The organism is Lysinibacillus sp. UGB7, assembly GCF_049058285.1.
GTDB lineage: Bacteria > Bacillota > Bacilli > Bacillales_A > Planococcaceae > Lysinibacillus > Lysinibacillus sphaericus_B.
This window is the reverse complement of the sequence record NZ_JBMGUV010000040.1, coordinates 1-25086: the sequence shown is the minus strand read 5'-3', so window position 1 is coordinate 25086 and position 25086 is coordinate 1. Positions and strand designations below refer to the sequence as shown.

The 25086-nt window shown below is 40.4% G+C and carries 22 protein-coding genes and 1 pseudogene; 1 reads left to right on the top strand and 22 read right to left on the bottom strand.

Features of this window, described 5'->3' with window-relative positions:
- Positions 1-77: 77 nt before the first annotated feature.
- The 22 genes and pseudogenes from miaA to ACOMCU_RS24085 all read right to left on the bottom strand — a co-directional run bounded on the left by miaA (position 78) and on the right by ACOMCU_RS24085 (position 24718).
- Positions 78-980, bottom strand: coding sequence for a tRNA (adenosine(37)-N6)-dimethylallyltransferase MiaA (gene miaA, locus ACOMCU_RS24190; protein WP_421051675.1), 903 nt, complete (start codon positions 978-980; stop codon positions 78-80).
- Positions 967-1884: an alpha/beta fold hydrolase gene (locus tag ACOMCU_RS24185; RefSeq protein WP_421051674.1), complete on the bottom strand. Its 918-nt coding sequence runs from the start codon at positions 1882-1884 to the stop codon at positions 967-969. The genes miaA and ACOMCU_RS24185 overlap by 14 nt, the downstream gene beginning before the upstream one ends.
- Positions 1885-1887: 3 nt before the next feature.
- Positions 1888-3534, bottom strand: coding sequence for a glycerol-3-phosphate dehydrogenase/oxidase (locus tag ACOMCU_RS24180; RefSeq protein WP_421051673.1), 1647 nt, complete (start codon positions 3532-3534; stop codon positions 1888-1890).
- Between the two features lie 18 nt (positions 3535-3552).
- On the bottom strand, positions 3553-5046 hold the full coding sequence (gene glpK / locus ACOMCU_RS24175; protein WP_010858556.1) for a glycerol kinase GlpK: 1494 nt from the start codon (positions 5044-5046) through the stop codon (positions 3553-3555).
- Positions 5047-5226: 180 nt separating this feature from the next.
- Entirely contained in the window at positions 5227-7086 is a 1860-nt protein-coding gene (gene mutL, locus ACOMCU_RS24170) for a DNA mismatch repair endonuclease MutL (protein WP_421051672.1), read from the bottom strand.
- A gap of 14 nt (positions 7087-7100) precedes the next feature.
- Positions 7101-9668: a DNA mismatch repair protein MutS gene (gene mutS, locus ACOMCU_RS24165; RefSeq protein ID WP_421051671.1), complete on the bottom strand. Its 2568-nt coding sequence runs from the start codon at positions 9666-9668 to the stop codon at positions 7101-7103.
- A gap of 460 nt (positions 9669-10128) precedes the next feature.
- Positions 10129-10788 (bottom strand): outer spore coat protein CotE, encoded by a 660-nt coding sequence (cotE, locus tag ACOMCU_RS24160; RefSeq protein WP_010858553.1) that lies wholly within the window; start codon positions 10786-10788, stop codon positions 10129-10131.
- A gap of 196 nt (positions 10789-10984) precedes the next feature.
- Positions 10985-11422 carry a RicAFT regulatory complex protein RicA family protein gene (locus tag ACOMCU_RS24155; protein ID WP_010858552.1) on the bottom strand — a complete coding sequence of 146 codons (438 nt, stop codon included), beginning with the start codon at positions 11420-11422 and terminating at the stop codon, positions 10985-10987.
- Positions 11423-12967 carry a tRNA (N6-isopentenyl adenosine(37)-C2)-methylthiotransferase MiaB gene (miaB, locus tag ACOMCU_RS24150; protein ID WP_010858551.1) on the bottom strand — a complete coding sequence of 515 codons (1545 nt, stop codon included), beginning with the start codon at positions 12965-12967 and terminating at the stop codon, positions 11423-11425.
- A 363-nt stretch (positions 12968-13330) separates the two neighbouring features.
- Entirely contained in the window at positions 13331-14344 is a 1014-nt protein-coding gene (locus tag ACOMCU_RS24145) for a histidinol phosphate phosphatase domain-containing protein (RefSeq protein ID WP_421051670.1), read from the bottom strand.
- Positions 14344-15126, bottom strand: coding sequence for a DeoR/GlpR family DNA-binding transcription regulator (locus ACOMCU_RS24140; RefSeq protein WP_010858549.1), 783 nt, complete (start codon positions 15124-15126; stop codon positions 14344-14346). Before ACOMCU_RS24140 ends, ACOMCU_RS24145 begins: the two co-directional genes overlap by 1 nt.
- Positions 15123-16124 carry an ABC transporter ATP-binding protein gene (locus tag ACOMCU_RS24135; RefSeq protein ID WP_010858548.1) on the bottom strand — a complete coding sequence of 334 codons (1002 nt, stop codon included), beginning with the start codon at positions 16122-16124 and terminating at the stop codon, positions 15123-15125. Before ACOMCU_RS24135 ends, ACOMCU_RS24140 begins: the two co-directional genes overlap by 4 nt.
- Positions 16121-16906 (bottom strand): ABC transporter permease, encoded by a 786-nt coding sequence (locus ACOMCU_RS24130; protein ID WP_010858547.1) that lies wholly within the window; start codon positions 16904-16906, stop codon positions 16121-16123. Before ACOMCU_RS24130 ends, ACOMCU_RS24135 begins: the two co-directional genes overlap by 4 nt.
- Positions 16906-17739, bottom strand: coding sequence for an ABC transporter permease (locus tag ACOMCU_RS24125; RefSeq protein WP_421051669.1), 834 nt, complete (start codon positions 17737-17739; stop codon positions 16906-16908). The genes ACOMCU_RS24130 and ACOMCU_RS24125 overlap by 1 nt, the downstream gene beginning before the upstream one ends.
- Positions 17740-17785: 46 nt before the next feature.
- Positions 17786-18622, bottom strand: coding sequence for an alkaline phosphatase family protein (locus ACOMCU_RS24120; RefSeq protein WP_010858545.1), 837 nt, complete (start codon positions 18620-18622; stop codon positions 17786-17788).
- Complete coding sequence (locus ACOMCU_RS24115) at positions 18612-19700, bottom strand: ABC transporter substrate-binding protein (protein ID WP_010858544.1); 1089 nt, start codon at positions 19698-19700, stop codon at positions 18612-18614. The genes ACOMCU_RS24120 and ACOMCU_RS24115 overlap by 11 nt, the downstream gene beginning before the upstream one ends.
- A gap of 255 nt (positions 19701-19955) precedes the next feature.
- Entirely contained in the window at positions 19956-20333 is a 378-nt protein-coding gene (locus tag ACOMCU_RS24110) for a 2-oxoglutarate ferredoxin oxidoreductase subunit beta (RefSeq protein ID WP_230491830.1), read from the bottom strand.
- 191 nt (positions 20334-20524) lie between these two features.
- Positions 20525-21289: pseudogene (locus ACOMCU_RS24105) on the bottom strand (ATP-binding protein); the annotation flags it as partial.
- A gap of 533 nt (positions 21290-21822) precedes the next feature.
- Positions 21823-22485 (bottom strand): response regulator transcription factor, encoded by a 663-nt coding sequence (locus tag ACOMCU_RS24100; protein WP_010858541.1) that lies wholly within the window; start codon positions 22483-22485, stop codon positions 21823-21825.
- 29 nt (positions 22486-22514) lie between these two features.
- On the bottom strand, positions 22515-23270 hold the full coding sequence (locus ACOMCU_RS24095; protein WP_010858540.1) for a lantibiotic immunity ABC transporter MutG family permease subunit: 756 nt from the start codon (positions 23268-23270) through the stop codon (positions 22515-22517).
- A gap of 4 nt (positions 23271-23274) precedes the next feature.
- Positions 23275-24009, bottom strand: coding sequence for a lantibiotic immunity ABC transporter MutE/EpiE family permease subunit (locus ACOMCU_RS24090; RefSeq protein WP_421051668.1), 735 nt, complete (start codon positions 24007-24009; stop codon positions 23275-23277).
- Between the two features lies 1 nt (position 24010).
- Positions 24011-24718, bottom strand: coding sequence for a lantibiotic protection ABC transporter ATP-binding protein (locus tag ACOMCU_RS24085; RefSeq protein ID WP_421051666.1), 708 nt, complete (start codon positions 24716-24718; stop codon positions 24011-24013).
- 175 nt (positions 24719-24893) lie between these two features.
- Here ACOMCU_RS24085 and ACOMCU_RS24080 point away from each other — a divergent pair.
- Positions 24894-25086 (top strand): hypothetical protein (locus tag ACOMCU_RS24080; protein ID WP_421051665.1); only part of this gene is annotated, 193 nt, incomplete at its 3' end.

Genomic DNA, 25086 nt, shown 5'->3' with positions numbered 1-25086 from the left:
CCCTGATCTCTTTCTACCTCTTCATTCCTATAGTAGCATGTTCTACCAATTTAGCAATTAGTAATTTTTAGAAATTATTAGATGTTCCAATCTTGTTCTACAAATTGCACATCCATTTTATTGCGGAAATAGGTTAGCTGTCTTTTGGCATAACGTCGTGAGTTTTGCTTTAGACTCTCAATAGACTCTTCAAGTGTGCAATTACCATCTAAATAATCATATAACTCCTTATAGCCGATCGCCTGTATCGATTGTACACCTCGAATATTTTGTTGCCATAAGCCCTTTACTTCTGCTAAAAGGCCCTTTGCCATCATTACATCGACACGAAGGTTAATGCGATTGTAGAGCTCTTCGCGCGACATATTTTGGCCAAGTCCTAAAATCACATGCTGATAAAGCGGAATTTCCCCACGATTTTGTGCTTCTGCCGCCTTCGAGACGCCGCTAAGCTCAATCATCTCTAGTGCTCGAATGACACGGCGAGTATTATTTGGATGGATTGTCTCTGCGGTTGTTGGGTCAAGTGCAGTAAGTTTTGCATGCATTGCCTCTGGGCCTAAGCTTGCAAGCTCTGCATAATAGGCTTCACGTGCCACCTCATCTACCTGCTCCTCTGTAAATTGAAAATCATAGAGCACTGCTTGCACATATAATCCCGAGCCCCCTACTAAAATCGGTAGCTTTCCTCGCTCTTGAATATCAGCAATTTTAGTGCGCACTAATTTCTGATAATCCGCAACTGAGAAGGATTCTGTAGGCTCTTTAAAGCTAAGTAAATGATGGGGCACCCCCTCCATCTCTTCCACAGTAATTTTCGCCGTACCAATATCTAAACCCTTATAAATTTGCATGGAATCGCCGTTAATGATTTCGCCATTATACTTTTTTGCCATGTCAATACTTAGTGCCGTTTTGCCAGAAGCCGTTGGACCGACAATCGCAACGACCTCTGCCTGCTGTAATTTATCTTGTATCATATTTTTTCAACCACCGTAATAAAACTTGATAGACCGCTTCTTTATTGTCCTCGTTTAAAATCTCATGTCGCTTATCTTCAAATAAGTAGACCGTCACATCCTGTAAACCCGCGGCTGCAAATTGCTCCGCCACCGCGTACACACCTTGTCCATGATCACCGACTGGATCCTTGCTACCACTGATCAATAAAATCGGTAAGTTTTTCTTTGTTCTTTCAATTTCTTTTTTTCGATTCAGCATCATAAAACCAGCCGTTAAATCAACAAAAAATTGATTTGTCGGTATAAAGCCACAATAGGGATCATCGATATATTTTTGTACTTCATGCTCTACCGAACATAACCAATCATTTGCTGTTTTCGGATTAGGAAACTGTTTATTAAAGCTCCCAAAGCTCAGCTTGTTTAACAGTGGACTCTCCGTCCCCTTGCCTTGTTGCATTGCTAATGTCTGCGCAAAGAAATGGCCTGCCATATGCAATGCTGTGACACTACCGGTGCCACATAGTATGACTTTATCGACATTCTCGCTATACAATTGAATATACCTTCTTGTTATAAAAGACCCCATACTATGACCAAACAATATTAACGGCACATCAGCAAACTGAGCATGCATTGTATTGACAATTTCATGTACATCCTCTACAACACGCTCAAAGCCATTGCGCTCTGCAAAAAAGCCTAGCTTGCCGTTATATGCTGCTGTTTCTCCATGTCCACGGTGATCATGCATCGTTACCGCATAACCTGCAATACATAGCGCTTCTGCAAACTTCACATAACGACCGCTATGCTCCGCCATACCGTGCAAAATATGAATATGACCAATACATGAACTTGTTGGTGTCAGTGTTCTTGTAAAGACAGAATGCCCATCCGACATTTGAATATAGCGTTCCATATTCTAAAGCCCTCCCTCAGCAAAATTTGTCGCATCTAGGATGGCCTGTTCTAGCTGAGCAACATATGTGTGTTTTTGTGCCTCTGTATAATGAAAACGTTGTTGCATCACTTGAATAACTTGTTGCTTATAGCGTTTAACTGCATCGATATCAAAATATAGTAAGCCCGTACGGCGAATAAAGAAATCATTTGGCGTATAAACCATCTCCTCCTTCATGCCATATAGTAACATCGCGTGAAGAGCCAGCGGCATTGTGCTCCCTTGCTCATGCAAATATTTTACCTGTTCAAATAAGGCATCAACATTCGTACCGTATTTTTTCACCAGTTGTTTTGCTTCATCATAATTCAAACCGTACTGCACGCCCTCTCTTGCTTTATAGGCTGTATAGTCTGGAAAATTAATGGCATTAATGCCCTTTGCTCCAGAAAGTGAAAGTTCACGTGTAATACATGAACTAGCATGCTTAAATTTATGCATTTTGACAATTTTATCGACGGCAGTTTCAGCCATTTGACGATAGCCTGTTAACTTGCCACCTGCAATTGTCATCAAGCCACTTGGCGCTGTCCAAATTTCATCTTTACGTGAAATTTCTGAAGGATCCTTGCCTTTTTCGAAAATAAGCGGACGTACACCTGCCCACGACGATTCTACTGTCTCACGTGCAATATTGGCTGTTGGAAATATAGTTTTTGCAGCGGCTATTAAATAATCAACGTCTGCTTGCGTCGCCACAGGATGTGCCGGATCACCTACGTATACTGTATCGGTTGTTCCAATATAGGTCTTACCATCACGCGGTATCGCAAATGCCATACGACCATCTGGAATATCAAAATACACAGCTTGTTGCAACGGAAAATGCTTTTGGTCAAGGACAATATGTACACCTTTAGTCAGGCGTAATTGTTTCTTGTCTGTCGCTTTATCCTTTTGGCGAACCTCGTCCACCCATGGCCCTGCTGCGTTGACAATTTGTGCAGCATGTACTTCCACTGTTTCTCCCGTAAGATGATTCTTAACTTTTGCTCCAACTAGCTTTTTCTTGTTATATAAAAACTCTGTCATCTCAGCATAATTTAAACAAAGTGCCCCATATTCTACCGCTTTTTTCAACACTTCAATTGTGAGGCGGGCATCATCTGTGCGATATTCCACATAATAGCCTCCTCCCACAAGCTCTTCACTTTTCAAAAGAGGCTCGAGTGCTGTAGTTTCTCGTGCGCTCAGCATCATACGTCGTTCATGCTTTTTCACGCCTGCTAGTCGATCATATACTTTTAACGCCAATGATGTTGTAAATGGCCCAAGCGAGCCCTTCTTATATAAAGGAAGTAGCATTTTTTCAGGCATCGTGACATGAACAGCATTGTCATAGACAATTTCACGTTCACGTCCAACCTCTGCTACAACACCTACGTCTAACTGCTTTAAATAACGAAGGCCTCCATGTATAAGTTTTGTCGAACGACTTGACGTACCAGCCGCAAAATCCTGCATCTCAATCAGTGCGACTGACAATCCTCTTGAGGCAGCATCAAGCGCGATTCCCGCTCCTGTAATGCCTCCTCCAATCACTAATACGTCAAAGCTATACTGCTCTAAATAATGCATGATTTTAGGTCGATGCTCAAATGAAAACATACTGTTCTCCCCCATTATCTATGATTTAAAATTACGTGTAGCTTCTACTGCTTTTTGCCAACCAGCATATAAAGCCTGCCCTTGCTCCGCATTCATCTTCGGTTGATAGTTTTTTCCATTCATCCATAATGTAGATAATGTCTCTTTACTTGGCCAAAAATTAGTGGCAAGTCCTGCAAGATAGGCTGCACCAAGCGCTGTTGACTCATTAAGTTTTGCCAGCTCTACCTTTAGCTGCAAAATATCACTTTGGAACTGCATTAACAGACTGTTACGAACTGCCCCTCCATCAACTCGGAGCACTTCAATCGGTGTCCCATTAGCCTCTTCCATCGCATCCAGTACATCCTTTGTTTGATAGGCCAGAGATTCAAGTGTTGCCCGGATAAAATGTTCTTTCGATGTACCACGCGTTAAACCAAAAATCGCCCCGCGTGCATCCGTATCCCAATACGGTGTTCCTAAGCCAACAAACGCAGGTACGATATATACACCATCCGTATCCTCTACCTTTTTGGCATACTTTTCAGAATCCGCCGCAGTACGAATCATCCGAAGGCCATCTCGTAACCATTGGATTGCTGAGCCAGTTACAAAAACACTACCCTCTAATGCATATGTCACCTTGCCATCTATACCCCATGCAATCGTTGTGAGTAAGCCGTTTTCAGAATGGACTGCCTGTTCTCCCGTATTTAATAGCATAAAACAGCCTGTACCATACGTATTTTTAGCCATTCCTTTGTCAAAACAAGTTTGCCCAAAAAGTGCTGCTTGTTGATCACCTGCTATACCAGCAATCGGTATTTTCTCGCCAAAAAAGATACTTGGAGCAGTCGTCGTATAGATTTCTGATGAATTCTTCACTTCTGGCAACATCGTCATTGGAATTTTTAACAGTTCACAAAGCTCTTCGTCCCATTTTAGCTCATGAATATTGTAAAGTAGCGTACGTGCAGCATTCGAATAATCCGTAATGTGTGCCTGTCCCTTTGATAATCGCCAAACAATCCACGAATCAATCGTGCCAAATAATAAATCGCCGTTTTCTGCCTTGGCACGTGCGCCATCCACATTATCCAAAATCCACTTAATTTTCGTAGCAGAAAAATAGGCATCCAGACGAAGACCTGTTTTTTGTTGGAAGGTATCCTCTAGTCCTTGCTGCTTTAGATCATGGACTATGTCCTGTGTTTGGCGCGACTGCCATACAATCGCGTTGTAAACTGGCTGTCCCGTATGTTTATCCCAAACCACGGTTGTTTCCCGTTGATTTGTAATACCAATCGCGTGAACTTCGCTTGCTTCATGACCACTTTCTGTTAAAACGGCCGCAATAACAGCTAGGACAGAGCTCCAAATTTCAATAGCATTGTGTTCCACCCAACCGGCTTTCGGAAAATACTGCTGAAATTCCTTTTGCGCCACATGGGCAATCTCACCCTTATTATTGAATAAAATTGCCCGTGAACTCGTTGTTCCTTGGTCAATCGCTAAAATAAATTCCCCCATCCATTCTCCTCCTTTTCACATGTAGGCATACGCGCAATTCACTCTTTGCCCTTAGACCCCTTAGGCTTACAGCGTGCCTCTGTTTTAGCATGGTGAATTCGTCGTAGTCATAGTAACGAAAAACTACTCCATAAAGAGCGGTAGTATTTCGTGGCACTTTTACGTGAATGATCGTGTAAATTACATTACGCGTTTAAACATTTTCTCTACTTCGTAAGTTGTAAAATGAATGAGTACTGGACGTCCATGCGGGCAAGTAAAGGGATTGTCCGCTTTGCGTAAATCACGAAGTAATACATCCATCTGTTCCTTCGTCAAAAAATGATTCGCCTTAATCGATTTTTTACAGCTCATCATAATGGCCGCTGCTTCACGCAATTTTTTCACATCTGCCTTTTTCGTCGTCAGTACCTGCTCGATTAAGTCTTCAATAAGCTCTTGCTCCTCGCCCTTTGGAAACCAGCTTGGATGCTCTCGCACAACAAAAGATGACTGTCCAAACTCCTCTAAAAATACACCGACTGCTTCAAGTTCCAATCTATTTTCACGTAAAATTAAAGCCTCATCCGCTGCATAATGGAAGGTTAGCGGTAACAATAATGCTTGCCGTTCGTTAGGATTCACTTGTCCAACCTTGTCACGGAAAAATTCATATTTTATGCGCTCCTGTGCAGCATGCTGGTCGATTAAATAAAAACCGTCCTCCATTTGCGCCACGATATACGTACCATGAATTTGCCCGACTACCTCGAGGGCTGGAAATGGTTCTTTTATTGACTCGTGCTCAGGTATTTCATCTAGCTCCTCCAAGACACTTTCAACAGGAGTCGTTGCAGTCGGAGTCGGCAATGTTGGTTGCCAACTTAGCTCAACAGCAGTCGCCTCTGTTTTTTCAACAGGTAGCACACTCGATTCCTGTACCGTTTGCACATCATACAGCTTTTCGACAATGGCATTCATTTTTTCCACATCGAGCTTTGGTGCAGGCTTCCATATATTCAGTTGCTCTGTTGCAGTAATAGCAACTTTTTCCTTCTTCTCCATTTGTGGCACACGGATCACGCCTCGAATCGTCTCACGAATCGTTTCCTCGATTAGTTTCAGTAGTTCCGGCTCTTTACTCAAACGTATTTGATGCTTTGCTGGATGCACATTCACATCCGTTAAATACGGATCCCCTTCAATATAGAGCGCTACAATTGGGAAACGCTCGATTGGTAAATACGTATGGTACGCATCCACAATTGCTTTTTGTACCAAATAATGCTTTACCCAGCGGCCGTTCACAAACAGCGACATATAATTTTTTGAAGCACGCGTCACCTCAGGTAATGATACATATCCAGATACCTTATAATCATGCGACTCCCTTTGAAATGGCACCATTTTTTTGGCATTATGGACACCATATATCGCAGCTAATACCTGCTGCACATCTCCTCGCCCATTCGTCTGTAACAGTTGCTGACCATTATGTAGCAATCGAAAAGCAATTTGTGGATTTCCTAGCGCTAAACGGTTCATTAAGTCAATCGTATGACCAAGCTCGGTTTGAATTGTTTTCATATATTTTAAACGAGCAGGTGTATTAAAAAATAGCTGTGCTACGGTGATATCTGTGCCCTTACGTAACGGTCCAGGCTTTTGCGTAGTAACATGCCCACCTTCTAACTCTACATATGTACCCGATTCGCCATTGGATGTAATGAGCGTCATTTTTGATACCGATGCAATGGAAGCTAATGCTTCACCACGAAAACCTAATGTACGGATGCGGAATAAATCATGCTCCTGGTGGATTTTACTTGTGGCGTGGCGTGAAAAGGAGATGAGGGCATCATCCTCGTCCATGCCCATGCCATTATCAATAACCTGAATTGAAGTGAGCCCGGCTTCTAGTAAAAAAACATCAATGGACGTACTTCCTGCATCAATGGCATTTTCAACAAGCTCTTTTACAACAGATGCTGGCCTTTCGACCACTTCTCCTGCCGCAATTTTATTGGACAGCCATTCGTCCATTATTTGTATTTTACCCATAGCGCATCACTCCCTTATTTTTTTACGTTGACCAATTGCTGCTGTAATTCATATAAAATATTCATCGCCTGCATTGGCGAAGTGCCAAGAATATTAACCTTCTCTAAGCTTTTTAAAACCTCTGCTTCAGCTGGTGAAATAGGCTCTTCTGCCGTAAATAGCGACATTTGTACTGGCTGTTCTGCAACCACTTGTGGCGTCGTTAGCTCTTTGCCTGCCTCGAAATTTTCGAGCAATACACGCGCTCTCGCTAAAATTTCCTCTGGCAATTGCGCAAGCTGTGCCACGTGAATTCCGTATGATTTATCGGCAGCTCCTTTTTTCACCTTATGTAAAAAGACCACCGTGCCATTTTTTTCAGTGGCAGATACGTGAACATTTTGCAGACGTGGAAGCTCATTTTCAAGTGCCGTTAACTCATGATAGTGTGTTGAAAATAGTGTGTTTGCTCCGATTTTATCGTGAATATACTCCATCATCGATTGGGCAAGACTCATGCCATCATAGGTAGAAGTTCCACGACCGATTTCATCAAACAGCATGAGGCTATTTTTAGTCGCATGCATAATAGCGTGCTGTGATTCCAACATTTCTACCATAAATGTTGATTGCCCCGCTGCTAAATCGTCTGCTGCGCCAATACGTGTGAAAATTTGGTCTGTGATTGGCAGTCTAGCCTTTTCTGCTGGCACATAGCAACCCATTTGGGCCATAACGACGATGAGAGCCACCTGACGCATATACGTACTTTTCCCGGACATATTCGGTCCTGTAATCAGCATCATATTGTGATTTTCCTCAAGCACACAATCATTTGGTACATACATTTGCTTGTTTAGCATTTTTTCAACAACGGGATGACGTCCTTCAAGGATTTCAAGCGAACGCCCTGCATGAAATTCTGGCTTCGTAAAGCGATATTTCTCTGACACACTGGCAAAGCTAAGCAGGACATCTAACTCACTAATACTTGCCGCTAAAGCCTGTACACGTGGAATAAACGCCTTTAATTCTTCGCGAATTTCCACGAATAAATTATATTCTAGCGTCAAACTTTCTTCTTCGGCATTTAATATGAGTGCTTCTTTTTCTTTCAGTTCTTGCGTAATATAGCGTTCAGCATTAGCCAAAGTTTGCTTTCGTTCATAGCGCGTTAAATCTGCTAAGTGAATATTGGATTTAGTAATTTCAATATAGTAACCAAAAATACGGTTATAGCCTATTTTTAAATTTTTAATACCCGTTTTTACACGTTCTTCTTGTTCTAACTGTGCAATCCAGTCCTTGCCGTTTCGAGATGCATAGCGTAGTTCATCTAAACGATCATTGTAACCATCGCGAATCACATCGCCTTCTTTAATGGTAATTGGTGGATTATCAGTAATAGCATGTGCCAGTAATGCCTCGACATCTGCACATATATCGAGCGCGGAACCTAAAACCTGCAAAGTTTCTGTACTTGATTCCAATAGCTGTTGCACAATCATAGGTACTTGACGCAGTGAATCACGGAGCTGTGCTAAATCACGCCCGCCCACATTACCAAATGCCACACGACCCGCCAAACGTTCTAAATCATATACTTGTTTAAGAGAAGTTTGTAATGCTGTTCTTACAAAATATTCTTCTAATAAATCAGTGACAATTATAAGTCTCGACTCAATGGCAGAACGCGTAGCAAGCGGTTGATGTATCCATTGTTTTAACTTACGCCCGCCCATTGCTGTAACCGTGTCATCTAACAACCAAAGCAATGTCCCCTTTTGGTCGCCACCACGGATCGATTGAATCAGCTCCAAATTACGTTTTGAGCTGGAATCAATACGTAAATAATTTTTCATTTCATTGAATGTGAACGTTTGAATATGCGATAACGAGCGCATTTGTGTTTTGTCAATATAAGTCAATAGAAGAAGGCAAGCCACTTGTAACTGTTCTGGTACTGCTTCTACATAGTTCACAACCTTGTCCAACGCCATTTCATCTACTTCCACAGACAACACAATTCCTAAATTCACTGCATGCTCTGCCAATAAAAGTTGGACACTCTCTGTTACAACAAGCTCACGAATGCCATATGCCTGCATTTGCATTAATAATGCTTTACCATCGCCTTCAATAGAGGATGCAGTTGCTTCACCCGTAGATAAGTCTAAATAGGCATAGCCAAAGGTAGTGGCATCTAACTGCTCAGCCGCACCAATAAAATGATTCGATTTACCATCAAGCGCCTTACCTTCCATAATTGTTCCTGGTGTTATAAGCTGTACAACTTCTCGCTTGACTACGCCCTTTGCTTGTTTCGGATCTTCCGTTTGCTCACAAACAGCGACCTTATAACCCTTTTGCACTAATGTTTCAATATAGTTTTTTGCCGAGTGATGAGGCACACCGCACATTGGAATACGGTCCTTCGCGCCTGCATCTCGACTTGTTAATGTGATTTCTAAAATTTGTGAGGCATTAACTGCGTCCTCAAAAAACATCTCGTAAAAGTCACCTAATCTAAAAAACAAAAAGGCGTCCTTGTAATCTTCTTTTACCTGCAAATATTGTTGCATCATTGGTGTGTATGTTGTCATTTCATCTTTTCCCTCGCTCTTACCATATATCAAATTTGCCTTGGCGTATTTGTACCTGCCGCTATGGCTTTCGGAACAGATTAACAATGCGTCTCGATTTTGAATTGTGCTTAAATCTGCATGATACAAATCAGTTAGCCTGTGTCACCTAATTGTCACGATTGTAGGCTAACAACCTAAAACAATACCATTCAAAATCTACCGCCGTCACAGCGCTAACTACGTTTTCACGCTCAAAATATCTGTGCCATCCACCGTAGGCTATATCTTTGTTCAGCTAGTGCATGCACACGCACTGAACAACAAGATTTTTCCGCAATCATTCCCTATTATTAGTAGGAGATGTCTTTTGTTGAATGAAGATAGTTTTATTATAACAAAAGATACATGCGAAACGCTTATTTCACCTTTGTAAAGATGCTAGCATTTCGCATGTATCAAAAAAACTTCTTGTTGTGTTTTATCTTGGACGCTCGTCAGGAAACGATGAAGACTCTAATACATACCTACCTTCGTCGCTAGAGCTAGAGCTAGACGATGAACTAGAACTGGAGCTAGATGAAGATGAGGATGAACTTTCATCATTTAAACTCCATTCTTCTTCGAAATCTAGAGGGTGTACACTAATACAAATTGTCATTTCACCCATTACGTCTACGACAATTTCTCGTTCTACTACTATTTCAAATTTCGTTCCACATGGAGAAATTACCGCTTCCATGCAATTTGGTTCTTGGATTACACGCACACGTACATCATCGCTAACACTAACTTCACCATCTCTGAAATGTAGTCTTACTTTGTCTTTATAGTGAACCGTTTCTGAAAACACAGCTGTTTTCGAATGGTTACTATACGCATACCAAACATTGACATCAAATTTCCCTGATACTTCTACAAATTTACCGACTTTTTTTGCTGAGCAAGTATGATTGATTACCCAGCAACCAAGAATACTCGTCGGTTTATTTGTTGGACATAATGTAACACGATCTTCCGTTCTCTTCTTCCCCTTGGCAACTACTGCTTTCGTCACGATTTGTCGTAAACGTTTCAGCGCAATTCCTCCTTCGACTCTTTTCACTCCATCATATGCAGGTAGCGCCCATTGGGTGAACATATTTCATAGAATCCAGTCGAATCACTTTATATCTTTTTCAGATTGCGGGCATCGTTGCCAAATCACACTAAAAAATTCTTAAACTCTTAGCGTATGTATTCGCTCAGTCCGAGCAACATCTCCTAAGCTCTAAAATCCTCAATACCATGCAAAAAAATAGCCCGAATGCAGTCATTCGAGCCATTACTTCTATTATTTATGAACAGCTTCCAGGTTGTGAATTCGCTACGTATGAACCTGTTTCACCACGTAGTAAATCACCACCTGTTGAACGGATAATTTCATTAGTGACATTGTTAGCAATTGTGTTCGACACTAATTGTAACAAATCATTGACATCAACTTGTGAATCTTTAAATTGTTGGACAACCGGGATTGCATTAATTTCTTCTTCGATTTTCGCGATTTTGTCTTCAATCATTTTCAGCGCTTTTTCTTTGCCTAAGTGTTGGAAGTTTACAGCTTGTTTTTGCAAGCTCTTTAAACTAGCAATACGTTCACGTACAAGTTGATTTTCGTTGATTTGTGCTTCTGCCTTTTTGAAAAACTCAACTTCTGGCGTATTGGCAATCATGTGTGCAATTTCATGTGATTTCTTAATTAAATCTTCTTTTGTGTACATTACTTCAGTCATTTACGCTTCCACCTTTTCGTTTTTTACTACTTCCACAAATTCACCACGTAATGAATATGAAGTAGCTTCGATTATTTTTACTGACACTAACTGACCAATAAGTTCTGCTGGTGCTTTAAAATTCACGAGGCGATTTTTACGTGTGTAGCCTGCAAGGACATCTTCACGACGTTTACTTGTCCCCTCAACTAGCACCTCTACAATCTCGCCTTCCAAACCTGCTAATGCTTTTCTAGAATACTCTTGTACAACTGCATTTAAACGATGAAGACGTTGTTTTTTCACATCTTCTGGTACATTATCAATCATTTTCGCTGCTGGTGTACCCTCACGTGGAGAATAAATATACGTAAACGCCATATCAAAGCCGACTTCACGATATAGAGCAAGTGTCTCTTCGAATTGCTCTTCTGTTTCGTTTGGATAACCAACAATAATATCCGTTGTTAATGTAACCCCTGGGATAGCCGCTTTTATTCTATCCACTAAGCCAAGGAAATGTTCTCGTGTATATTTGCGAGCCATTATTTTTAACACTTCATTCGAACCTGACTGCACGGGCAAATGAATATGTTCAACGAGGTTACCACCCTTTGCTAGTACCTCAATTAAATGATCATCAAAGTCGCGTGGATGACTCGTTGTAAAACGAATACGTGGGATATCGATTTTTCGTAATTCGTCCATTAAATCACCGAGTCGGTACTCCATGTCCTCAAAATCTTTTCCGTAAGCATTAACATTTTGTCCAAGCAACATGATTTCTTTATAGCCCGCAGCCGCTAGTTCCCGCACTTCGCCAATAATTTCTTCCGGACGGCGACTACGTTCCTTACCACGCGTATACGGTACGATACAATACGTACAAAACTTATCGCAGCCGTACATGATATTGACCCAAGCCTTAATGGAACCAAGACGTTTTTTGGGCAGGTTTTCAATAACGTCGCCCTCTTTTGACCAAACTTCAATGACCAATTCCTTCGACATATAGGCTTCTTTTAAAATATTGGGCAAACGGTGAATATTATGTGTACCAAACACCATATCGACGTGAGGGTAAGTTTTTAATATTTTGTTTACAACGGATTCTTCCTGTGACATACAGCCACAAACACCGATAAGCATTTCTGGATTTTTACGTTTATATTTTAACAGGAAGCCAAGTTCGCCAAAAACTTTGTTCTCCGCATTTTCACGAATTGCACAAGTATTCAGTAACACAACATCTGCTTCCTCAATTATCTCTGTTGATGTGTAGCCAAGTTGCATAAATATCCCGGCCATCACTTCAGTATCATGCTCGTTCATTTGGCAGCCATATGTACGTATATAAAACGTACGCCCCTCGCCCATGCCTGCAAACTCTTCGGCAATATTAAAATCCTTATGGTACTTAATTTCTTCTTTCCCACGTTTTTTAGCATCTTTTAATGAAGGTGCTGTAAAGACCTTCTCAAAATATTGACTATAATCCTTTTCAGGCTTGTCTTCTTTTTTCGGTTGATTGACTTGTTGACTGGCTAATCGTTGTTCCTCATTCATTGCAATCAGGTAACTCCTTTCAAACGAAATCCGTGCATTCGAATTCCCATTTTATTATTATACTGAATGATTACTACTTCCTACAAGGTTTGCGTACTAAATGTCGTGGTTTCGACTTAAATACACTTTCTTTCGGTTTAGTGGTTCTGCCGGTCGGTTTGATGATTCTATCCGTCACTTTGGCGGTTCTATCCGTCACTTTGGCGGTCCTATCCGTCACTTTGGCGGTTCTAACCGTCACTTTGCTAGTTCTATCCGCCATTCCAATGATTCTATCCGTCACTCCAGCGATTTTATCCGTCTTTCTCCGTTAACGAAAAAAAGTCACCGAAGATATGTATCGACGGTGACCTTTTCATGAAATTATAGCTCTATATAGTTCTTTTTTCGCTCATTAAAACCTAGTATGGAGTCAACGTCAAGGCTCTTTAGCACATCCGTATTCGCAAATGTATACTTTCCTACATCATCAGGGAAATGCGCATCTGAGGAAACTGTAAACTCTACGCCCTGTTCAACTAACACTTGTAAGAAATGAGACCCCGGGCACATTTCCTTCACGGGGTAGCGATAATATAGCCCTGCATTAATTTCCGTAGCTGTTCGTGTTGTGACCAGCGCATCAGCAATTCGCACATACCATGCATGTAGAAAAGCCTCATCTTTAATGTGATAGTTAAAGACCTTAAAATTATCCAAATGCGCCACAAAATCAAACATCCTCGAGTGTATCATTTTCTCTACCGTAGAAAAAAATTGTGCATACTTTTCCTGCAATGCCTCTGTATCCATGTTCTCGAATATATACTGCGTTTGCGGGTTATCAAAGCCCCAGCCATCCACAAAATGCACAGAACCAATTACATAATCCCATGGATAATCTTGTAGCAAAGTCGCTAACTCTTCTTCGCCACCTACAAAATAATCCGCCTCTATGCCAAGTTTTAAAGCAATACCTTGTCGCCGCCATCTTTCCTTTGCATTTGTAATGGCTGATACAAAATTATCCATCTGTTCTGTCATAACACTATCTAACCAGTAACGTTGCAATTCACCGACTTCCGTATTTTCATCCAACTGCATATAGCGTTCAAAGTAAGCACGCGTCTCCTGAAATCGATACAAATGGTCGACAATGCCCACTTCTCGTAATCCTAGTCGCTTTGCCTGCTGCAAATATAAATCGAGCCATTCTTCATTATAACATCCCTTTTGCAATCGTTGTGCTAAGGCCTGTATTTGCCTCTCTATAAGCCCTTTCGACCCCTTCGCAGTAATGTCAGCTTCATCAAAAAATGCCATGGCCTGAGAGGTACGTTCTAACCAACGGAATGAATAGGGTCCTTCCTCTAAATGCACATGATAATCAATTGTCATCAGCTTTTCCCTCCATTACCTATCGTCCACATTTCTTCGTATGCTTGCCATCCTTCTGGGCATGCCACATCACAAATTATTTCTGTGCACTCGGCCAAGTGACAAATTTGATAAAACGATTTGCCATTGATTTTTGTAGAATCGCTTAATAAAATGGCCGTTTTGCTATTTTCAAGCATCTTTTGAGAAATGAGCGATTCATCCAAATCATAATCATAGACAATGCCACCTTTCATGCCACCACATGATAAAAATGCTTTGTCAAAATTCATATTGCCCAACCATTCCAATGTCATGGCACCTGCAACAGAGGATTGTCTTGGATTAGTCGTCCCACCAAGCAAAATCACTTTGCCCGTCATTCGTCTCTCTTCAATGGCAAGATTAAATTGCGCAGCAGCAGCTATGGAATTTGTGACGACGGTAATATCATCAATCCCCATTAAATAATCAGCTATATGTACAGTCGTTGTTCCTGTATCAACAGCAATCGTATCCCCATGACATATACGCCTCGCAGCTAGACGAGCAATGTTACACTTCGCCTCTTTTTGCATTTGCAGCTTACGTAAAAACGCCGGTTCTGTTCTGACGTTTGTATATTGCACTGCTCCTCCATGCACTCGCGTTAATAAATGCTGTTCCTCTAGCTCATCCAAATCCCGACGAATGGTTTCTGGCGCAACTTGAAGTGCCTCAGCAATGTTTACGACAATTATTTTCCCATCTACTTCTAGTTGCTTCAAAATAAAATCGAATCGTTCAATTTTTGCATATGTCATGATAAAGCAATCACATCTTCCTTTGCCACATAGCACTCATATTTTTTGCCCACTTCAAACAGTTTTCCTCGTTGATGTAATTGCTCCATCGTAAACATACATTCCCCCTCAAAGGTTGTACGAATGACATTGCCAGTCATTAATGAATGCTTCGCTACGCCCGATAGACCCACGTCCCCTTCCATTGCTTGTGCATGAATGGCCTCTGGACGAATAGCAAACTTTAAACCATCTCCTGGCAAGGTGCAGCCAATTATTTTCTCAAGCACTTGACGTGTAAAGACATTATAATGCCCGATAAAATTAGCAATAAATTCACTTTCCGGTTTTGTATAAATGGCAGTAGGTGTTCCACTTTGCGCAATTTGCCCATTACTCATGACAAATATTTTGTCAGAAACAGCCATTGCTTCTTCTTGGTCATGTGTCACTAAAATCATTGTCATATCAAGTTTTCGTTGTATTGCTCGTAAATCTTCTTGCAATTTTTTACGAATTTGTGCATCCAGTGCGCTAAGTGGCTCATCTAAAAGCAGTACCTTGGGACGCACAATTAAAGCTCGTGCCAAAGCAACTCGTTGCTGCTGTCCGCCAGACAATTCCTTTGGATAGGCATTCGTTTTTTCCGTTAAATGCACAATAGCAAGCATCTCTTGCACACGTTGTTCAATGTCAGCGTTATTGACTTTCTGCATATGCAAGCCGAACGCTATATTCTCCTTGACGGTCATATTCGGAAAGAGCGCGTAGGATTGAAAAACCATCCCAACTTGACGGTCTTTCGGCTGAATTCCAAGCATATCTTTTCCTTCTATTTGAATACAACCTGCAGATGCATCTGTTAAACCCGCAACAATGCGTAAAATCGTACTTTTTCCACAGCCACTTGGCCCTAAAAGCGTAATAAATTCCCCTTTTTCAATCCTCATATCAATATTCGATAAAACTGTTGAATGGCCATACTTTTTATGAAGTCCTTCTATGACAATATAGCTCATATATTTGCAGCACCTTTCGATCGTTTTGTTAACAGTGCGATAACAAACGTTAATAAGCACATTAGAACGAGATAAATAAAGACAACAGCACTGGCAATGTGTCCACTTGCACTTAGTTTTTTCATCAAATAAATTTGCACAGTTTCAAAGCGTGAACCTACGACTAAATTAATGAGAACAAATTCACCAAACAGCACTGAAAATGATAATAATGCACCCGCAAATAACCCTGGATAGACAGTCGGTAAAAGTATTTTCATAAATGCCTGCATTTTAGAGGCGCCAAGTAATTGCGCTGCATCTAAAAGTTGCCTTGCGTCTACATTACGCAAACTATTGCGTGTACCTTGATAAATATATGGCAGAATACCGATAACATAGGCACCTAGCACCACTAAGATCATCGGTACACCTACTGTGGAATACACGCGAATTAATCCTACTGCTAAAATAACACCTGGGAAGGAATACACCATGACAACTGCCACTTGAATCCATTTTTCATACTTTGGAAAATACAAAACAATGACAAATATTGCAGGGACAATCACTAACATAGCTACTACGACCGCTCCCCCTGATAATAAAACAGAGCGTCCGAACGCTTGGATAAATTCTGCATCTTGAAATAATGTCCCCAGCCACTTAAATGTCAGCCCCTCTGGAAAAATTGTTTTATTCCATTTAGAAGAAAAGGCATAAAGTGTCGTCGCAACAATCGGCAATACTAAATACAAAACGAAAAGGAGGAAAAAGAAATCAGCAAAGCCTCTCTTTTTCATTATAATTTCCCCCTTGTCTTTTTGATGCTCCACTCACTTAATAACATCGCCATTACCATCGTTACTGCTAGTAATACCGCAATTGCACTTGCTAATTCTGGCTGAGCAAATATATCTCCCTTAATGAGCGCACCGATACGTATTGCGACTAAATTGTAATTACTGCTAGTTAGTGCATAGGCCGATGCATAGGCGCCCATCGCATTGGCAAACAATACACTAAATGTTCCAACAATACCTGGTAGCATGACAGGGATGCCAATTTTTAACCAAAATTGCCATGTAGAGGCACCAAGAAGTGCAGCAGCTTCCTTCCATTGTTGTTGTATCCCATCATAAATTGGATACAACAACATCAATGCTAATGGCAATTGAAAATAAATATAAATGAGTAATAAGCCACTCCAGCTATAGAGAGAAAATGACGATAATGCACCAATGTCCCATTTTTCAAAAAGCAAAGTAAATAAGCCACTATTCCCTAGCAAGACAATGAAAGCAAAGGCTAACGGAATGCCTGAAAAATTTGACGTTAAGTTAGTCAAAATTAGAATTTTCTCTCGAGCTGGCTCCGAAAAGCGCATGATGGCATAGACCGCAAACAATGTTACAATCAGTGCAATCACGGCGGAGATTGCTGACAAAGTAATACTATTCTTAAATCCTTGTAGCATATAGTCATTTGTTAGGACAGATTGATAGTGTTCAAGCGTAAAGCCTTCACTAGTACTAAAGCTCGAGATTACCATATACAGTAGTGGCACTAAAAAGAATAACAGCACGAGCAATAGGAAAGGGACAAGCCCAGCAAATGATTGCCTTTTAGAGATCATAACGACCACTTCTTTCTGTTCGTAAAGTAGAAATAGAGGGCATTCATTAGACCTCTTTTAATGACTGCACGCCCTCTAATAAGAGGGGAACCATCTCCTCCGACGGTTCAATATTCAATAAATAACAGCACAGTGGCGCGATTTGCAACTGCGAAACAATTCCATTTTTTATACCAGCTTTGACATGATTAGAAATGACAAACATTGGTACATGACGATCCTCAGTAGTTGTACCACCATGATTACCATCACTTGTCATCCCATGATCGGCTGTTACAATAATCTCATAGCCTTGTGCCAAACATTTCGGAATAAACAAAGATAACAATGCATCAACTGCCAACACACGATTTCGATACTGTGGTGAATGTGCCGTAAATTTATGCCCATCATCATCTACATTCATCGGATGAATATATAAGAAATCTGGTTGCTTGTGATCCATTAACCATGCTGCATCCGCAAAAAGATGGCTATCTGGGTAATGATCCTCAAAGTAGAACAAGCCATTGTCAATTGGAAGCTGCGTATCAAACTGCAATCTATCCTCCATATGCAAAAATGGTGCACGATTATATAATTCACTTACCCAATAATAAGCAGCAGCAGCTGTAGTTAAACCGTTTGACTGAGCCAAATGAAATAAGCTATTTTGCGTGGATAAACGCACCGTCATATTGCTTGTTACACCGTGTACGATTGGCGGTGTACCCGTTAAAATGGTTTCGTATAATGGTCGCGATAAGGATGGTACCTCCGAACAAACCTCATATCTTGCAGCAATTTTGCGTTCTATTAAATGTTGCATGAACCCCATATGTGAACAGGCCGTATCAAATCGCAGTGCATCTATGACAATAAGGACCACTTTATTATTTTGCATAAATTAAAACCTGCTCTTGATAGATTTGTGGAATTTGCTTCGTTGTTTCTTCCCATTGCTTTTGATCTTTTACTGGCTGTGCGTTTTTATACATTTCAGCTGGCAGTAATAAGGCCTTCACATCTTGAGATAATTCAACATTGTCGCGAATTGGGCGTGCATAACCCTTCGCTAAGTTTTCCTGTCCTGCGTCCGATAAAATGTAGTCGCGTGTTAACATAGCAGCATGTGGGTTTTTCGCATACTTATTAATAACGGTTGCGTAGCCTGATGTCACTGAACCTTCTGATGGCACAACAACATTAAAACGCTCCTCATCAATTTGGTGACGATACCCCAGCGCATTAAAGTCCCATAGAATGGCTACATCAATTTCACCTTTTTCTAAATTGGCTATAGACGGATCTCCTTGTAAACGCCCCTGTTTTGCTAAATCCGCAAAGAAGTCAATACCAGGTTGAATATTCGACTCATCTCCACCGAAAGCCATTGCTGCTGCCAAAATGGCAAATTGCGCTTGATTTGCTGTTAAGGCATCACCAATACTGACCGTATAATCTCCATTTTTAATGTCCGTCCAAGATGTTGGCGCGTTTTTCACATTATTTGTATCTGTTAAAAATGAAATTGTTCCTGTATAGCCAACAATCCAATGTCCTTCATCATCTTTTGCCCACTCGGGAATATCATCCCAATAAGATGTTTTATACGGTAATGTTAAGCCCTTATCCTTCGCAATTGGTCCAAAAGCAATTCCTACGTCGCCAATATCAGCTGTGGCATCTTCTTTTTCTGCTTCAAACTTAGCTAGCTCTTCTGCACTCGACATATCAGTATCCTTGTGCTTCAGACTATATTCTGTTCCTAGCTCTTGCCATGTCTCTACCCAGTTCGCCCACGTATCAGGCATTCCGACAGAGTTTACAGTACCTTCTTTTTGCGCTTTTTCAGTAATTTCATCAAGCGTCAAATCACTTTTTACATCATTCGAGCTAGATGTACTATCAGAACAAGCAGCCAACATTGAAATAGCTAATACACCGATTAGACTTTTCTTCCACAACTTTTGAATTGCCATAACATGGACCCTCCATTTGTTTATGTTTATTTTTATTTGCTTACAACAGCAATCTTATAAAACAAACATTAAGCAAGTATGGAGCGCTTAAAAATATTCGGTAAAAATTATTGAGGAATTATAAACTCTATGAAGAGTATTTGATAATTAGGGGAATTGTAAAGGTGATGTTTAATTTTGATAGGAGGATTAAGTGGAATCTAGTTTTGTATGCGCACGTTGTACCATTTTTTTCAGACGTGCACATACCCTAGATTATTCAGACAAGCCAAGGAAATCTGCATATGTATGCGGTTCATTTTCCTTTAAAATGGATAAAAATGTAAAAGCTAACTGGACAACCGACCACCACTTCATATTGTAGTCCATTTCAAAACGAGCAGGCTCAAACGTAAAAACATCCTGAAAAATCTCAAGCGGCTCGATTTCCTCATCCTTTAAAATGGATAGAAAGCCTAGAAACAATGTATGATCCTTCATTTCGAGTACTTTTCTATCTACCAATGCATCAATATTTTCAGGCTGATGAAGCTTACAATGGCATGCAACGTAATACTCTAAATCCTGCGCACGCTGCCTTTCTTCACGTTCCTTTTTCTTTGCAATAAAATCAATGACGTTATCCACGTACATCGCCTCTTTTTTTCTTTTATTGTATCATTTTTTACTATTATTGCCCTGCTATTCCCTCTTTTAACTATACAAGAAAAAAGATGATTTCAACTATGTAGCGAAATCATCTCATTACCACTCACTTCTCTATTACGAACTGGAATAGTTAGCGTTACCTGTCCGCCACCAGATGAATTATCATTATTAATTAGTAAAGTCCCTCCGTGGTTCTGTACAATCGACAGAGCTATGTAAAGTCCCATTCCATGATGATTTCCCGAATTTCGACTTGAATCTCCCCGATAAAATTGTTTTGTCGCCTCTTTGACATCTCTTGTGGAGAAGCCATCGCCATTATCTGTAACGATAAATTGAACATCTTCAGAGGTTCCTCGAACAGATAAAGTAACTTTCCCACTGAAAGGGGTATACTCCACCGCATTGACAATGACATTTAAAATAGCCCGATAGAAGGAATCTTTATGAACAGTAATACACTCTGGAATTTTTTCTTTATGAATATACACCTGAAGACTTTTCTCACAAGAAAGAGCCTTCATTTGATTTTCCACTTCTGCAAGAAATGTCTCCGTTTTAATGGATGTTTTTTCATGGACGATATTTTTCTCCATTTTAGATAAATCCATCAGTTCTTTTGTGAATTTTTCAATGACAAGGGTATTTTTCAAAATATAGTCATTATATGCTCGTTGCGTAGCATCCTGTGGCGTGTCCTGTAACAACTCTGCATTCCCGCGAATAATCGTTAATGGCGTTTTGATGTCATGAGCAAGCGCAGAAATCTGTTCTCTACGAGATTGTTCTAACTCCCATTGCTGCTTTAATGAAATTTGCAGCGCATCCTTCATGTGCCCAAATGAAGAAGCTATTTCATCGATTTCGCGTATTCCGGACGGAGCAATGGTGAAATCTAAATTCTGATGTTGAATTTTTTTAATGGCATCCTGTAAACCCATCATTTTTTTCTTTAAACGTCTGCCAAAGTGGACAGCAAGCACCGTCGCTTGCGCAAAAATCCCTAACAAAAATAGGAGGAACATTAATAGTTGTGGGTTTGGTAAATACGCTCTTAACATGGCGGAACGATATTGTGGTACTAAATAATAGCGCAATATACAAACCTCATTTTCACGCTGTATAAACGTGTAAAATTGGGAACCACCTTGGTTTTCTCCCTTTTGCATTAAATCCCAAGCATAGATAGCTTCCTTTGCTGAAAGATTACCTGACATAAATGTACCCTGTTTAGAATAGACAGCATAATCTACAAGATCAGGTATATGATCAGCAGTTACTGTATCACTTGAAGCAATGCGATCTTTAGTTAAAGAAATCTGCGTTTCGGCATAATTTGCTGGCAAAATAATGTTTGTAGAAAAGGCAAATAGAAATAAACCAAGCAGTATAGCCACTAATAATATTGTACCGATACTGAGAAAAAGGAGATATCGAAGAAAAAATGTATGAAGGCGTGTTCCTTTACTTGGCTTTATAGTCTCCATTTATAGCCGATCCCCCAAACCGTCTCAATCACATCAATGTCAAAGGCATGAAGCTTTGCGCGAATATTTTTTATATGCTCCGTAATAGCCATGCTGTCACTTTTGCCGTCGAAACCAAAAATAGTTTCGTAGATTTTTTCCTTCGTGAAAACTTGCCCTCGGTTACGAGCTAGAAACTCGCAAATCTCATATTCGCTTTTTGTTAGGGCTACCTTCTCTTCACTTACATATAACTCTTTGCCTGATAAATTGAAGTGAACCTCATCCGTATATAGAATGCTACGCCTGCCTCTTTTTTCACGTCTCAAATGAGCATGCACCCTTGCACGTAGCTCTCCGATACCAAAAGGTTTTACAAGATAGTCATCTGCTCCAAGTCCCAGACCATACATCAGGTCTTCCTCTAACGTTTTAGCTGTTAGAAATAGGATAGGGCAATCTACAGCAGGACGAATTTGCCTACACAAGGTGAAACCATCTATATCCGGCATCATCACATCTAGTAAAATTAAATCAAAATTACCAAGATCCATTTTACATACTGCTGTTGCATCAGATACAACCGTCACAAGGTGATTATCTTTTAATAATGCGTTTTTTATTAACACTAAGATATCTGCTTCATCATCTACTGCTAACACGTTTGCCATCCATCTTACCTCAACATTCTGTCTTTTTTCTAGCCCTCAGACTTTCTTCCTTCCCAACGCCAAAACCATAAACATGCCAACAAAAATGCTAGCAATGTTCCACTAATACATGTAATCATACCAACTTGTAATTCTGTTTGCACGACTGATAGCTCAACCCCCGACTCGTATAGTGTCCAGAGGGAAATAAAATGACCACCCCAACCATAAGGAATAAATGACCAAATGCCATCACCTAGACCTGTCAGCAGTAAAGCGACCAAAAGTGCTTCCACAATCCCTAAGCCAATAGAGGCACCTTTGCCAAAACGAAGGCTCACAAAAAGATGTAAAATATATAAAAATATAGTACTTCCAAATAAAATACATGCGCCTATGACATAAAACTGAACATCAAATCGGTCTTCATGTAAGATTTTAATAAAGCCAAAACTAAAAACTAAAATAGCGAAGAGTATTGCACCAAAACTGAATAATAGTAAGTGCAACAATTTGCTTACAAATGCCAATATTTTTATGCTAGTCGCAGTGAACATGAGCTGAAAATGGCCTGCTGCTGCTTCCTGTTCTGAAGACATTGCACAAACTAAGCCAATAATAATAGGAAAACCACACGCCAGTCCTTGATAATAAGCTGCTACCTTCCCATCGAAATCCCATGGAGAATAGGAGTAGTATGCTAAAAACAACCCTGAAATGATGATAGGGACAAGTAGATGCATGACAAAAAATGGCGTCCTTTTTGTTTTAAGAAACTCCGCCCTCAGTAATCGAAAAAATAACATGTTGTTACTTCGCCTCCCTTCGTTTAAACCAACTTGCAGTAAGGAAGGTCAAACCTACAAACCACACGAAAGCAATTATTACACCTGGTACGATAACGCTCTTGCTTAATAGTTCACTGCCCTCCTGTACAGGAAGTCCATTAGGTAAAATATGAAGTGTTGGACATAATAACCGGGCTGTAATTGCATAAGGGAAGGTAAACCAAAGCCCTCCATCTGCTAAAGCGGCGACTCCAACAATATTGCCAACTACATTTAATAAAACAGCAATATATGTGCCAAATTTCGCTGAGAGGAACAGACATAAGGGAATTTGCCATAAAAACGTCACAAAAATTAAAAAGCTTCCTGTTAGACTGTTTCCAATTGAAATACTATGGTCAAAAAGCATCATCCCTCCCGCCGTAATACCTATCAAGAACACAACCGTAATTAGGAATAGCCATGCGCTACACGCAAGAATTTTGCCTAGCCAAATCGTTTTCATATCAATTGGCAGCGCGAGAATACTATGATATTTCAATTTTGAATCTTTTTCCACTGTCAATGCACAACATATCGTCAGTGCCCCCGGCAGGAGCATTGTATACCACCAATTATAAGCGCCTGTTTCAAAAAAATTTCCTCCCATTAAAACTGCACTAAGAAGTAGCGTAACAATGGGGGTAAGCCAAACTAATTTTGGAATAAAAGTACGTCTCCATTTTAATCTTTCCGCTTTCATAACATGAGGTAACATATTATTGTCCCGCCTTTCTGTTCGCGGCGACTACCTGCATAAATAATGATTCTAATTCTTGCCCTTGTGGTGCAGTCCCTTGATACCCTAATACCCCACCAGCAATAATGCCGATTTCATCAACAACCTGCTCTACCTCTGACAGGATATGGCTCGACAAAATTACGGTGATGCCCTGTCCAGGAAAAGAACGAATCAATTTCCGTAGTTCTTGAATTCCTATTGGGTCAAGACCATTTGTTGGCTCATCAAGGATTAGAAGTTTTGGATAATTTAGCAACGCAATGGCAATTCCTAAACGCTGTTTCATCCCTAAGGAAAACTGCCCAGCACGTTTTTTACCTGTATTGGTTAAGTCCACTATCTTAAGAACTTCATCTATACGGTTGTGTGGCAATCCAAGGGCAATTGTTCGGACCTTGAGATTTTCTCTTGCAGTTAAGTTGTCATACAGTGGTGGTGTTTCAATTAACACACCAATATCTGTTAAGTCTGTGCGTCGCCAATCATGTCCATTAAATAATATTCTTCCTGAATTTGGACGTAGCATGCCTGTAATCATTTTTAACGTTGTTGATTTGCCCGCTCCATTTGGTCCTAACAATCCATAAACAGTGTTTCGTGGAATGGTCAAAGATAGATTTTCTACTATCTTCTGTCCTTTAAAGCTTTTACTAAGATTGTCTGTTTGTAAAATAATATCATTCATATTGAGTCATCATCCTTTCCATGACTATAGTGTAAAAAATGATTATAAGGATTTTATAAGGATTTAATTTATATATATGAACTGGATATATTATCAGGACTGGAGTGTGATTTTCGTTCCGGCTCGGCACTTTCAGGGGGACATCTGATAAGTCAGCTTGGGGCAACAGGTGTTTATGTGCGAAAGCGAAGCGACAGCAACAGGATGTTTATGTGCGAAAGCGAAGCGACAGCAACAGGATGTTGGTCACGAAGGCGTTATCACAGGGCGTGATGCTTTTAGCCTTCGTTCCTCTAATGGGTCTCGCTACCAGGGCACTTTGAAAAAGAATTGGATGCCTATATTCATTACTATAATCACAAACGTAT

What these genes read in the sequence shown, in the direction of transcription:
- miaA (WP_421051675.1), bottom strand. Translation starts at nt 980, where the DNA reads ATGATACAAGATAAATTACAGCAGGCAGAGGTCGTTGCGATTGTCGGT.
- ACOMCU_RS24185 (WP_421051674.1), bottom strand. Translation starts at nt 1,884, where the DNA reads ATGGAACGCTATATTCAAATGTCGGATGGGCATTCTGTCTTTACAAGA.
- ACOMCU_RS24180 (WP_421051673.1), bottom strand. Translation starts at nt 3,534, where the DNA reads ATGTTTTCATTTGAGCATCGACCTAAAATCATGCATTATTTAGAGCAG.
- glpK (WP_010858556.1), bottom strand. Translation starts at nt 5,046, where the DNA reads ATGGGGGAATTTATTTTAGCGATTGACCAAGGAACAACGAGTTCACGG.
- mutL (WP_421051672.1), bottom strand. Translation starts at nt 7,086, where the DNA reads ATGGGTAAAATACAAATAATGGACGAATGGCTGTCCAATAAAATTGCG.
- mutS (WP_421051671.1), bottom strand. Translation starts at nt 9,668, where the DNA reads ATGACAACATACACACCAATGATGCAACAATATTTGCAGGTAAAAGAA.
- cotE (WP_010858553.1), bottom strand. Translation starts at nt 10,788, where the DNA reads ATGTTCACCCAATGGGCGCTACCTGCATATGATGGAGTGAAAAGAGTC.
- ACOMCU_RS24155 (WP_010858552.1), bottom strand. Translation starts at nt 11,422, where the DNA reads ATGACTGAAGTAATGTACACAAAAGAAGATTTAATTAAGAAATCACAT.
- miaB (WP_010858551.1), bottom strand. Translation starts at nt 12,967, where the DNA reads ATGAATGAGGAACAACGATTAGCCAGTCAACAAGTCAATCAACCGAAA.
- ACOMCU_RS24145 (WP_421051670.1), bottom strand. Translation starts at nt 14,344, where the DNA reads ATGACAATTGATTATCATGTGCATTTAGAGGAAGGACCCTATTCATTC.
- ACOMCU_RS24140 (WP_010858549.1), bottom strand. Translation starts at nt 15,126, where the DNA reads ATGACATATGCAAAAATTGAACGATTCGATTTTATTTTGAAGCAACTA.
- ACOMCU_RS24135 (WP_010858548.1), bottom strand. Translation starts at nt 16,124, where the DNA reads ATGAGCTATATTGTCATAGAAGGACTTCATAAAAAGTATGGCCATTCA.
- ACOMCU_RS24130 (WP_010858547.1), bottom strand. Translation starts at nt 16,906, where the DNA reads ATGAAAAAGAGAGGCTTTGCTGATTTCTTTTTCCTCCTTTTCGTTTTG.
- ACOMCU_RS24125 (WP_421051669.1), bottom strand. Translation starts at nt 17,739, where the DNA reads ATGATCTCTAAAAGGCAATCATTTGCTGGGCTTGTCCCTTTCCTATTG.
- ACOMCU_RS24120 (WP_010858545.1), bottom strand. Translation starts at nt 18,622, where the DNA reads ATGCAAAATAATAAAGTGGTCCTTATTGTCATAGATGCACTGCGATTT.
- ACOMCU_RS24115 (WP_010858544.1), bottom strand. Translation starts at nt 19,700, where the DNA reads ATGGCAATTCAAAAGTTGTGGAAGAAAAGTCTAATCGGTGTATTAGCT.
- ACOMCU_RS24110 (WP_230491830.1), bottom strand. Translation starts at nt 20,333, where the DNA reads ATGTACGTGGATAACGTCATTGATTTTATTGCAAAGAAAAAGGAACGT.
- ACOMCU_RS24100 (WP_010858541.1), bottom strand. Translation starts at nt 22,485, where the DNA reads ATGGCAAACGTGTTAGCAGTAGATGATGAAGCAGATATCTTAGTGTTA.
- ACOMCU_RS24095 (WP_010858540.1), bottom strand. Translation starts at nt 23,270, where the DNA reads ATGTTATTTTTTCGATTACTGAGGGCGGAGTTTCTTAAAACAAAAAGG.
- ACOMCU_RS24090 (WP_421051668.1), bottom strand. Translation starts at nt 24,009, where the DNA reads ATGTTACCTCATGTTATGAAAGCGGAAAGATTAAAATGGAGACGTACT.
- ACOMCU_RS24085 (WP_421051666.1), bottom strand. Translation starts at nt 24,718, where the DNA reads ATGAATGATATTATTTTACAAACAGACAATCTTAGTAAAAGCTTTAAA.